Source organism: Haloferula sp. A504, from assembly GCF_044385805.1.
Lineage (GTDB): Bacteria > Verrucomicrobiota > Verrucomicrobiia > Verrucomicrobiales > Akkermansiaceae > Haloferula.
The window spans coordinates 23961-35877 of the sequence record NZ_JBISBU010000020.1; the positions used below are offsets into that span (position 1 = coordinate 23961).

General features: G+C 64.4%; 9 protein-coding genes. 5 read left to right on the top strand and 4 right to left on the bottom strand.

Going from position 1 to position 11917, the window contains the following annotated elements; translation table 11 throughout:
- Positions 1-36: 36 nt before the first annotated feature.
- Together ACG2LG_RS11520 and ACG2LG_RS11525 are read left to right on the top strand one after the other, a co-directional pair.
- A complete protein-coding gene (locus tag ACG2LG_RS11520) occupies positions 37-2178 on the top strand; it encodes a protein-disulfide reductase DsbD family protein (RefSeq protein ID WP_396259125.1) in 2142 nt (713 codons plus the stop codon).
- A 232-nt stretch (positions 2179-2410) separates the two neighbouring features.
- Positions 2411-4408, top strand: a complete 1998-nt coding sequence (locus ACG2LG_RS11525) for an alpha-amylase family glycosyl hydrolase (protein WP_396259127.1) — start codon at positions 2411-2413, stop codon at positions 4406-4408.
- A gap of 73 nt (positions 4409-4481) precedes the next feature.
- Here ACG2LG_RS11525 and ACG2LG_RS11530 read toward each other — a convergent pair whose 3' ends face one another.
- Positions 4482-5471 carry an ABC transporter permease subunit gene (locus ACG2LG_RS11530; protein ID WP_396259128.1) on the bottom strand — a complete coding sequence of 330 codons (990 nt, stop codon included), beginning with the start codon at positions 5469-5471 and terminating at the stop codon, positions 4482-4484.
- Positions 5468-6391, bottom strand: a complete 924-nt coding sequence (locus tag ACG2LG_RS11535) for an ABC transporter ATP-binding protein (protein WP_396259130.1) — start codon at positions 6389-6391, stop codon at positions 5468-5470. The genes ACG2LG_RS11530 and ACG2LG_RS11535 overlap by 4 nt, the downstream gene beginning before the upstream one ends.
- A gap of 117 nt (positions 6392-6508) precedes the next feature.
- Between ACG2LG_RS11535 and msrA the strand changes: the two genes are divergently transcribed.
- The 3 genes from msrA to ACG2LG_RS11550 all read left to right on the top strand — a co-directional run bounded on the left by msrA (position 6509) and on the right by ACG2LG_RS11550 (position 8585).
- Positions 6509-7120 (top strand): peptide-methionine (S)-S-oxide reductase MsrA, encoded by a 612-nt coding sequence (gene msrA / locus ACG2LG_RS11540; protein WP_396259132.1) that lies wholly within the window; start codon positions 6509-6511, stop codon positions 7118-7120.
- A gap of 75 nt (positions 7121-7195) precedes the next feature.
- Positions 7196-7807, top strand: a complete 612-nt coding sequence (locus ACG2LG_RS11545; protein ID WP_396259134.1) for a hypothetical protein — start codon at positions 7196-7198, stop codon at positions 7805-7807.
- A 70-nt stretch (positions 7808-7877) separates the two neighbouring features.
- The gene (locus ACG2LG_RS11550; protein WP_396259135.1) at positions 7878-8585 is read left to right on the top strand and encodes a hypothetical protein; all 708 of its coding nucleotides are present in this window, start codon (positions 7878-7880) and stop codon (positions 8583-8585) included.
- Between the two features lie 174 nt (positions 8586-8759).
- On the opposite strand, the gene ACG2LG_RS11555 is transcribed toward ACG2LG_RS11550, so the two are convergent.
- Complete coding sequence (locus ACG2LG_RS11555; RefSeq protein WP_396259137.1) at positions 8760-10454, bottom strand: ABC transporter permease; 1695 nt, start codon at positions 10452-10454, stop codon at positions 8760-8762.
- A complete protein-coding gene (locus ACG2LG_RS11560; RefSeq protein WP_396259138.1) occupies positions 10451-11914 on the bottom strand; it encodes an ABC transporter substrate-binding protein in 1464 nt (487 codons plus the stop codon). Before ACG2LG_RS11560 ends, ACG2LG_RS11555 begins: the two co-directional genes overlap by 4 nt.
- Between the last annotated feature and the right edge of the window lie 3 nt (positions 11915-11917).

The following is an 11917-nucleotide window of genomic DNA, read 5'->3' on the forward strand; positions in this document are numbered from 1 at the left end:
CAAACCACCGGCCGCACCTCCCACGACCAAGTTGTGATGAAGATCCTACCTCTCCTTCTCGGAATCCTGCTACCGTTTCAGGCCCAATCACAGGACGACCCGCTGGAACTCGCTTTCGGTGACAAGTCATCCAAGACCGAGGAATGGTCGGAAGCTTCTCTGGTCTCCGAAGTCACCCACATCGCTCCGGGAAACCCCTTCACCGTCGCCCTCGTCCTTGAGCATCCCGAGGACTGGCACAGCTACTACAAGAATAGTGGCGGCACCGAAAAGCCGCCGGAGATCGAGTGGCGGTTGCCGGAGGGGTTCAAGGCCGGACCCATCCAGTGGCCGGTGCCCGAAATCATCGAGGGATCCCTCGGAAACCAGAGCCTCACCTACTCCGGAACGGTGCGTTTCCCCGTCGAGATCACCCCGCCGTCCGACCTCGCCGTAGGCGAAAGCTACACCCTGACCGCCAGACCCTCGTGGCAGATCTGCAAGATGGTCTGCAAGGACGAGCCCCATCCCGGCGCGCCGCAGGAATACACGATCGAACTCGAGGCGGCCGCTTCACCGGTCCCGAACGCGGAAACCGCGGAGACCTTCGCCAAGGCCCGCGCCGCACTTCCGAAACAAGCCCCCGACTGGGAGTTTTCGGCGACCACCGCGGACGGCGGGTTCACGCTCCACGTCAAGCCGGCCGCCTCCGGGGGCAACCTTCCCATCCTCGAGGGCGGGATGCACTTCATCCCCGACGTGCCCTACGTCGAACCCCTCACCGAGTCGACCAACGTCCGGCTGGGAGAAACCGAATGGACCATCCCGCTCAAACGCCTGACCGAGATCCCACTCATCGAGATCCCGATCGAGCAGGGAAACACGCTCTCCGGCATCCTGGTCTTCGACGAACCGCTGCCCGAACTCGGAGCCAGGGCCGTGGTCGTGCCCGAGACGGTCGTCGGCAAGCCCCCCGCGCCTCCGCTGCCGTTCAGCAAGTTGCTTCCCATTCTCGGCGGCATGCTGCTCGGCGGGCTGATCCTGAACCTCATGCCCTGCGTCTTCCCGGTCATCGGCATCAAGATCATGGGATTCGTCCAGCAGGCCGGTGAGGACCGCCGCAAGATCGTCCTGCATGGCGTGATGTTCGTGGTGGGAGTGCTGGTCTCCTTCTGGGTTCTCAGCGGGGCCCTGTTTGCCCTGCGCGCCAGCGCCGCCCCGGGCGAGGAAATCGGCTGGGGCTATCAACTGCAGAACCCGTGGATCATCATGGTCCTGATGCTCGTCATGTTCGTCCTCGGACTGTCGATGTACGGCCTGTTCGAGATCGGTGCCTCCGCCACGGGTGTCGGCGGCTCGCTTCAGAACAAGCAGGGCGTCAGCGGCTCGTTCTTCTCCGGTATCCTCGCCACCGTGGTGGCCACCCCCTGCTCCGCCCCTTTCCTCGGCGTCGCCATCGGCGTGGCGGTCACGCTGCCCGCCGCCCAGTTCTTCCTCGCCTTCACCTTCATGGCGCTCGGGCTCGCCCTGCCCTACCTGATCCTGTCGATTTTCCCGAAGCTGGTCGACATGCTGCCGCGCCCGGGACCATGGATGGAGTCCTTCAAGCAGGCGATGTCCTTCCTGCTCTTCGCCACGGCGGGATTCCTGCTGTGGGTCTACGTCGGCCAGATCGAGCTGGTGAACATGCTGACGGTGGTCATCGGCCTGACCCTGATCGCCATCGCCGCATGGATTTATGGCCGTTGGGATACTCCGGCCCGCCGTTCCGGGGTTCGGTGGACCGCCCGTGGCCTGACCGTGCTGTTCGCCGGCATCGGGCTCTACGCCTGTACGCCGCCGGAGCCATCCGCCATCGAATGGGAGAAGTGGAGTGAAGAAAAGGTCGAGCAGTTGCTGGAAGAAGGCACCCCCGTCTACGTCGATTTCACCGCCCAATGGTGCGCCACCTGCCAGCTCAACAAGAGCCGCGCCTACCCCGAGGAGGTCGCCAACCTGATGAAGGAGCGCGGAGTCGTCGCCCTCAAGGCGGACAAGACCAAGGCCGACCCCGAGATCGACGCCAAGCTCGAGGAACTCGGCAGGAGCGCGATTCCCGTCAACGTGCTCTACGTGCCCGGCAAGGAACCGATCATCACGCCCGAGATCCTGTCGGCCGACTACCTCAAGGAGCTCTTCACCAACGAGGTGCCGGAGTAGCCGGAGTGGCGCTTTCCACCTGTCCTCCGAAGCCTCGGCGAAGGGTGAAGCGCCATACCGTGGACGGGCGACGTCCTCGTCGCGGGGGACCGCCTGGCATTCGGGGAGGTTCCCGCACCAAACTCGATCCCGCACCCTGGAGTCGGCTCAAAGCCGCCCCGCCCCGCCATGGGTTCTGCAAGGAGCCACTCCGCTCTCGCGTGTCCGCCGAAATCCACTCAACCTCGCCGCGATGAGCAACGCTCCCGACCTCCCCAAACTCGTCCGTGACGATCCATGGCTGGAAGCCCAGGCCGACCGGATCCGGGAACGCATCGATCGCTTTGAGAAAGCGCTTGATCGACTCGGCGACACAAAGGGCAGGCTCGCCCCCTTCGCCAACGGCGACAAGCTGATCGGCCTCCATCCAACGGCCGACGGCGACTGGAGCGTCCGCGAATGGCTCCCGGCGGCCAAGGCGGTGAGCATCGTCGGCGATTTCAACGTCTGGAACGGCGATGCCCATCCGCTCAGCCGTCACGACAACGGCGTCTGGAGCGCCCGGCTTCCCGCCGGAACCATCGAGCACGGGCAGACCTACAAACTCCGCATCACCGGTGCCGACGACACGGTCCGCGACCGCCTCCCCGCCTGCGTGACCCGCGCGGTCCAGAATCCGGAAACCCACGACTTTTCGGCCCAGGTCTGGAACCCGCCCCAGGCTTACGAGTGGAGGCACGACTTCGATCCCTCGACCGTCCGCATCCCCCGCATTTACGAAGCCCACGTCGGCATGTCCGGCGAGGAACCGCGCATCCACAGCTACCGCGAGTTTGCCAACACGGTCCTGCCGCGCATCGCCGAGGGTGGCTACAACACAGTGCAACTCATGGCCGTCCAGGAGCACCCCTACTACGGTTCCTTCGGCTACCACGTCTCGAATTTCTTCGCCCCCTCCTCGCGCTTCGGCACACCCGAGGACCTGAAGTACCTCGTCGACACCGCCCACGGCCTCGGCCTCGCGGTGCTGCTCGATGTCGTCCACTCCCACGCCGTCAAGAACATCGCCGAAGGCCTCAACGACCTCGACGGTTCCGGCAACCTCTACTTCCACGCCGACAGCCGTGGCGAGCATCCGCAATGGGACTCGAAGTGCTTCGACTACGGCCGCGACGAGGTCCGCTGCTTCCTGCTCTCGAACGTCCGCTACTGGATCGAGGAGTTCCACTTCGACGGCTTCCGCTTCGATGGCGTGACCTCGATGCTCTACTGGCACCGCGGCACGATCGCCTTCGACCACTACGACAAGTACTTCGCCCACGACATCGACCACGACGCGATCCTCTATCTCCAGTTGGCCACCACCCTGGCCCGCGAACTGAAGCCCGGTGCGATCCTTGTGGCCGAGGACATGTCCGGCATGCCCGGACTGTGCCGCCCAATCAACGAGGGTGGCATCGGCTTCAGCCACCGCCTGGCGATGGGCGTCCCGGACTACTGGATCAAGCTGCTCAAGCACACCCGCGACGAGGACTGGGATCTCGACGAGATGTGGGGCACGCTCACCAACCGCCGCCACGGCGAGGCCAACATCGCCTACGCCGAAAGCCACGACCAGGCGCTGGTCGGCGACAAGACCCTCGCCTTCTGGCTGATGGACCAGGAGATGTACTGGCACATGGGGGCCGAGGACGAAAACCCGGTGATCGACCGGGGGATCGCGCTGCACAAAATGATCCGGCTCGCGACTTTCGCCCTCGCCGGAGAAGGCTGGCTGAACTTCATCGGCAACGAGTTTGGCCATCCGGAGTGGGTCGATTTCCCCCGCGAGGGCAACGACTGGTCGCACCACTACTGCCGCCGCCAGTGGTCGCTGGTCGACAACGAGGCGCTGAAATACCGGTTCCTCGCCGCCTTCGACCGGGCGATGCTGGAGTTCGGCGAGGCGCATGGACTGCCCGGCGACACGCCGCCCACATGCCTCAACATCGACCCGACGAACAAGGTCCTGTGCGCCGAGCGGGCCGGGATGATCTTCGTCTTCAACTGGTCCTTCGATCGCTCCATTCCCGACTACCGCTTCAAGGTGCCCGGCACCGGCGAGTACCGACTCCTCCTCGACACCGACGCCCCGGAGTTCGGCGGCCACGACCGACTCGACGCCTCCATCCCCTATCCCGTGAACAAGGATGGTGAACTGAGCATCTACACCCCGGCACGGACGGCGCTGGTCTTTGGTCGGGTCGACTGAAAGCAGGTACCGCCGATCTCCGAATCGGCTCCGGTTGGCGATTGAAGATGCCGATTCGGAGATCGGCGATCCTTCAATAATCCCGCCGACAGAAGCTCCATCCGGCAAAGGCCAGCATGACGGCCTCGAAGGCGAGCGACGAGCCGATGATGAAGCCGACGCTGTGCCTTTCCAACGCCTCCTCCACCTCATCGTCCCGCACGGGCGCGCCGGTTGCCATCAGGTTCAACAGCTCGCTGACCGCGAACTTCTTCTGTCCCTGGACCGTGACCAGGCGCTGCAACAGGTTCACCGTGTCCGAGGTCTTCGGGAGGAGCGTATAGGCCAGCGAGACCTGCGAATAGCGGTCACGCCAACCTTTCTGCTCCGCCTCGGTCAAGCGCATCGATCCCTGGGCCGCGGGCACTTCTCCAAACTCGGCGGCGGTCCACGCATACTCTTCGACCGTCTTCGCGATCCAAGCGCCGAACCAGACCAACAGCGAGGCGAGCACCGAGGCCATCACCGAGCGGGTCCGCACGCCGACCGCGACCATCACCGACCACAGGTAGGAGAACATCAGGACCACCAGCGGCACCGCCCAGAAGACCGACGGATTCCAGGTCCCGACCTGCAGCCGGATCGCGAGGAAAACGATCGCGCAGAAGATCCCGGTCTGCAGGAAGGCGAAGAGCAGGCCGGAGAGATACTTGTAGAAGAACAGCTTGATCCGGGAGATCGGCTTGCTCAGCGCCACGCCCGCACTCCCCTCGGCCATGAATTCCGGAAACACCGGCGCACAGGTGATCAGCGCGAGGATCACCGCGATCCACGACAGCCAGAGGTTGACGATGATCATGCTGAAGATCCCGAGGTAGAACATCTCGGCCAGCGGCGAACCCTCCCGGAGGAACTCGCTCTCGAAACCGCTGGCCCCGAAGAGGAAGGTCACGCCGTTCTCATCGAAGCCGATCGACAGATAAAGGACGGCCGCCAGGGCCGAAATCCCGAGCGTGATCCAGAACAGCGCCCGGGCCCTGAGGAGCCGGAGCGCATCGACGAACACCGCCACGAACTGCCTCACCGGGATTCCTCCTTTCCGACACTTTGCACCGCCTTGAGGAAAACCTCCTCGAGGGTGAAGCGGAGCTCCTTCATTTCCCGGATCACGACCCCCCGGGAGCGCAGCCGGTCGATGAGCTGCTGGACCCCCTTGGCGTCCGCCGCCGTCGAGGCGATCCGGTCGCCGGCCACCTCCAGTCCGTCCCCTTCGAGTTCCGCCCGCACCTCGGCCGGCACCGGCCCGAGCGTGCGGATCTCGTAGCGGTTGTCGCGCCGGGTCAGCGACTCGAGCGTGCCCGACTCGGCGATCCGGCCGTGGGCCATGATCGCGACCTCGTCGGCGACCTGCTCGACCTCGCCCAACAGGTGGCTGTTGACGAAGACCGTCCGTCCCTCCTCCCGCATCCTCTCGATGATCTTGCGGATCTCGATGCGCCCGCCGGGGTCCACGCCGTCGGTCGGCTCGTCGAGAAAGACGATCTCGGGGTCATTGACGAGTGCCTGCGCGAGTCCAACCCGCTGGCGCATCCCCTTCGAGTAGGTGCCGTTCTTCCGATCTGCCCAGTCCTTCATGCCGACGGTTTCGAGCAGTTCTTCCGCACGGCGTTTCGCCTGCTTCGCCGGAACCTTGGCCAGCCCGGCGGTGAAGCCGACGATCTGGCGGCCGGTCAGATATTCCGGGAAGCGGGCATGCTCCGGCAGGTAGCCGACCTTCGCCAAAGTCCGGCGGTGGCCGATCCTCTCGCCGAGCAGGGTGCCGCGGCACTCGGTCGGACGGACGATCGTCAGCAGCGACTTCACCAGCGTGCTCTTGCCTGCGCCGTTCGGTCCGAGCAGCCCGAACACACTCCCGCGAGGGACCGACAGGGCGACCTCGCGCAGCGCCTCGAAACGCCCGTAGCGCTTGCTCAGATGCTCGATTTCGACGGCCGCGGCTTCCACGCGGGATTTCTAGCGAATCCGCCATGGGCCGAAAACCTCTTTCCGCTCCCCCTTTACGGAACCCCTTTTCAGGCTACTATTTGGGAACATCGAGGCTTCGACAGCCCTCCAGCCACCATGAAGTCCTTCCTTTCCATCCTCACACTCATCGCCCTCACTTCCTGCAACGCCATGTCCGAAGAAGACAAGAAGCCCGCCGAAGCCCCGAAAGTCCCCGAAGGGGCCGAAGTCGCCACACTGGGTGCCGGCTGTTTCTGGTGCATTGAAGCCGTCTACGACCAACTCGACGGCGTTTACGCCGCCGTGTCGGGATACATGGGCGGCACCGTGGCCAACCCGACCTACCAAGCCGTCACCACCGGCACCACCGGCCATGCCGAAGTGGTCCAGGTCGTCTTCGACCCGAAGAAGATCGGCTACGATGAGATCCTCTCGTGGTTCTGGCAGATGCACGATCCGACCACCCTCAACCGCCAGGGAGCCGATGTCGGAACCCAGTACCGCTCCGCCATCTTCTACCACTCCGACGAACAGAAGAAGATCGCCGAGGCCTCGAAGAAAGCTCATCAGGAGGACTTCACGGACCCGATCGTGACCGAGGTCACCAAGGCTTCGACCTTCTACCCGGCGGAGAAATACCATCAGGAATACTATTTCCAGAACAAGTCGGCGGGCTACTGCCGGGCCGTGATCGCGCCGAAGCTCAAGAAGCTGAAGCTCGACCACTGAGGCCTTCATCCCGCCCAGTTCCGGCATTCGTCATTTTCCATTTGTCATTCGTCATCGGAGGCGCAGCCTCCCCGCATGTCGAAATACGCCGGTGAGGAAGTTCTGGTCGTCCCGAGGTCGCTGTTGGAGGAAACCGGGATCTTCGAGGGGATCCGCACCGACGGCATCGAGTCCGTGATCGGGCGACTGCTCGACCCGGCAAACCACTTCTTCATGGATCGGGCCGAGGCGGAGGACGACCCCTCGCACAAGCAGATCATCCCCTACTGCGTGATCCGCTGCGGCACGCGAGTCCTCAACTACACCCGCGGCAAGGCCGGCGGCGAGGCGCGACTCCATGCGCTGCGCTCGGTCGGCGTCGGCGGGCACATCAATCCGGTCGACACCGGCGGCGGCAGGACCGGGCCCGAGGCCTATCAGGCGGCGGTGGAGCGCGAACTCGAAGAGGAACTCGTTTTCGAGGTCCCCCACACCAACCGCATCATCGCACTACTCAACGACGACTCGAACCCGGTCGGGCGGGTCCACCTCGGTGTCGTCCACCTGATCGAGATCGAGGACGACGCCGTCCACTCGAACGAGGACGCGCTGGCCGACCTGAACTTCACCGAACTCGCCGAACTCAACGGCCCCATGTTCGAGCGCCTCGAGACCTGGTCCCGGCACTGTGTGAGGCACCTGGCATAGAGAGGGCGGACACTGCTGCCCGCCCTTCCGGAGCATCGACATTCCTGTCGATCTTCACCAACCTGCTGCGGTGGAAGAGGAATACCGGCCGCCGGTGCCTGCAACATCGGCTTCAAAAACGAAGAAGTCGTACAGCCCGAGCATGGTGATCGTCGCTACGGTGCTGCTGGTGATACTCGGCTTCGTCACATGGCCGATGATTGGCAGGCAGCAGGCGGCTGCTCAACGGACCACAGCCAACAATCACCTCAAACAGATCGGACTTTGCTTCCTTGAATTTGATCAGGAATTCGGCGCTTTCCCGTCGGAAGACACTGCAAACGCTGTGAAGGCAGCAACCGAGACTGATCTCAATCTGCAAGGCACAAGCACCAACGCTCTATTCAGGCAGTTCATCGCTTATGGAATTCAGTCTGAAGAGATCTTCTGGTGTCGGCACCCGGAGCTACCAAGGAGCAGGCCGGACAACGATATCGACCCGGGAGAGGCACTGGCCCCAGGGGAAGTCGGTTACAGCTATCTTGCAGGCCTAAAAACGGACTTGAACCCGGGAATCCCCCTCGCTTTTGCCCCGATGAAGATAGGAACCGAATCCTTCCACTCTGAAGTCTATGGAGGAATGGCGGTGGTGCTCCATCTCGACAATTCGGTCTGGCACTTTCCCATCCGGCCCGAAGACGGACGCGTCGCCAGCGGCGGCGGAAGTACTCTCTTCGACCCCACCAGCGAGATCTGGCCCGACGACTACACCATCGACCTCCGCCACCCGGAGAAGTGAGCCCAGCCAATCCGGCCGACCATTTCAGTACGTCGTTCCTCCTTCAGGAGGTCTTCGGTCTCGTTCTTGAGGCGAGGGTTGCCGGGTCGGTCGTTTGGACCCCTAAAGGGGGAACTACGAACAGAACAGGCCCGCCGGTGGCGTAAGCAGTTCCCCCTTTATGGAAGCACGCTGTTAGAGCTTGAACAGGCCGCCCTTCTTCCCGCCGAGGGCCGTCGCGCCGACGATCGCGATGCCGAGGAAGACCATGGCCCAGGTTCCCAATGCGGCCGCAAGTTCGTGGCCGTTGCCAAGGGTGCTGAGCAGCGTGTAGATCGCCTTGGTGATCGGGTAATGCTGGGCCTGCTGGGCAAGGATCAGGCTGTCGCTGACCTCGAGCATGGCAAAGGCGAAGGCCAGGATCGCGCCGGCCGCGACGTTGGCGCCGATCAGGGGGATCGAGATCCGTCGCAGCGTGCGCCACGTGCCGGCCCCGAGCGAACGCGCCGCCTCCTCCATCGCCGGGTTGCTCTGCTGGAGACCCGCCACCGCGGCCCGCACGACGTACGGCATCCGCCGTACCGCATAGGCGGCGATCAGCAGCAGGGCCGGGCTTCCCCCGGCACCGATCATGAAGTGCAGCGGCTTCCCCTCCTGCGACAGCGCCAGGTAGCCGAAGGCCAGCACCAGGCCGGGGACCGCCAGCGGAAGCATCACCAGCGCATCGAGCACACTCCGCCCCTTGATGTCGCTGCGCACCACCACCCAGGCGATTGCGAGACCGACGATCACGGCGATCAGCGTCGCCACCACGGCGTAGAACAGGCTGTTCTCGATCGAGGGCACCACCAGCGGATCACCGAGCGCCTCCTGGAAATGGCCGATCGTCCAGTGAACCGGCGCGATCGAATCATACCAGTTGTCGGAAAACGCGAGCATCACGACTCCGGCGTGGGGAATCGAGGCGACCAGGAACACGCCCGCGAAAATCATCGCGCAGCCGAGCGAGTTGAGTCCGGTGAGCTTCTTCTCGGCGTCGCGTCCCTTCGGACGGGGTTGGCTCCCCGAGGTCGACCGTCCGAACAGGAACTTCGTGAGCCCGAAGACCAGTGCCGAGATCAGCAGGATCACCGCGACCAGCGCGTAGGGTGCGGGATTCCCCCCGAGGTCCTTGATGCCGTGGAAGACCTGCACCGGGGCCACCCGGCTGTAGTTGAAGACCAGCGGCACCCCGAGTTCGGTGAAGGACCAGATGAAGACGATCGACGAACCGGCGAAGATTCCCGGCATCGCCAGCGGCAGGGTGATGCGGAACAAGCGCCGCGAGGGCCGGCACCCGAGGTTTTCCGCAGCCTGTTCCATCGCAGGGTCGAGGCTCGAGAGTGAGGCCGCGATGTTCATGTAGAGGATGGGATAAAGATGCAGCGCGTTCATCACCACGATCCCCCAGAAGCGACCCTCCGCCAGCCAGTCGATCCGCTGACCGGGATCCATCAGGCCGATCTCGATCAGCAGCGAGTTGAGCGAGCCGGTGACACTGAGAATGTGCATCACGCCGATCGCCCCGACGAAGGGCGGCAGGACCAGCGGGATCAGGATCAGGCCGCCGAGAATGCGCCGGCCGAAGAAGTCGTAGCGGTGGGAAAGCAGGGCCAGTGGGAAGGCGATCAGCAGGGTCACGAAGGTGCTCGTCACCCCGAGCAGCAAGGCATTCCACAATCCCTCGACGTACACCGGGTTGCGGAAGACCTCGACGACGAAGGCGAAGGTGAAGCCACCATCACGGTCGCGGAAGGCCTCGCCGACCACGGCAAGTGCCGGATAGATGAAGAACACGGCAAACAGCAGGCAGACGCCGGCCGTCACCGCCACCGCGTTGCGACGTTTCATGGCTGCCCTCCCTTCGCTTCGGCGGCGGCCCGGTAACGGGCCGCGAAGGCCTTGGAGATGCCGGTCAGGGTGCGGGCGACCTCGAGCGGATCATCGCGCTCGAGCAGCGGCACGAGCTCGTTCATCACCTGGGCGTACTCGATCCCGTCGATGTCATGGATCAGGGAAAGATCCCCCCCGCTCCCGAAGTGAACCGCTTGCCACGCTTCCTTCAACTCGTCGTGGGGGTCCATGCACACCGCGCGGAAGATCACGCGCAGGGCATCGAAGGCCGCCCCGGTGAGCTCGGGTTGATAGACGAACTCGCCGGTCCGCTCGTAGGGCAGCGCCTCGGGATCGGTGAAATGCCTCAGATGCTTCGGAGTGTAGAGATCGCGCCGGACCGGCAGGCGTCGCAGGGCCCGCGACTTCGGCCCCCCTTCGGTGCCCGGACGGTAGTTCCAGAGAAGCTGGCCTTCCTCGCTCAGGCAAAACCGGACGAACTCCTGGGCAATCTCCATGTTCGGCGCCCCGCGGAAGACCGCGATGGAATCCACACTCACCGAAGTCCCTCCCTCCGGGGAAATCCAGTGCAGACGGCTGGTGCCATCCTCGTACCGGACCGCATCCTCGAAGGACCTTCCGTAGAAGTCGATGCAGGTCCCCGCCGCGGCATCACCCATCGCCACGTCGTAGGGAATCTTGCTGGCGGAATCGCTGAAATACCGGGCGTTGGCCCCGAGCTTCTGGAGCAGGTTCATGCCCCGGCGCCAACCCTCCGCACGGGATTCGGGAGTGTCGCCCTGCTGCCGGATCACGTCCTGCATCTGCTCCTGCACGAGCATCTCGAAGGCCTGGGTCACCGAGCTGCTCTTGGTCGGATCCGCCAGGGCCAGCCGCCCGAAATAGGCAGCATCCCCGAGGTCCTCCCAGCGCTGCGGCGGAGACAGGTCGAGCCAGCCGAGCGCATCCCGGTTGTAAACGATGCCGAACTGGGAAACGCAGACCCCGACCCAGCGGTGCTCCGGGTCGTAGTAGGTCTCGCCCGAGAACCCGGCGGCGATCCGGTCACCGGAAAACCACTGCGGCTCGGTGTCGAAGACCTCCAGCACGGCCAGCCGGCCCAGCCTGGCCTGGTCGATGAAATCCTTGGTTCCCCCGCCGAAGAAGACGTCGAACGCGGTGCCCTCCTTGCCCAGGTCCTCGGCCGCGCCAAAGGCGCTCGCGATCAGGCGCTTGATGTCGCCACCGCCGCCCGGGGCCCGCCAGTCGATGTAAATGCTGCGACCGGTCTTCCGCTGCCAGTGGGCGGCGAAGGCCTCGCCGAACTCCGAGCGGATCGAATCGTTGTGGGGCGTGATGATCACCAGCCGGTCATCCCCGGTACCGGCGGCCGCGACCTCGCTGTCCTTGCGCAAAAGCAGCGGCGCCGCGACGACCAGCGCCAGCAACGCGAATACCGGAATGAGTCGCTTCAGCATGGC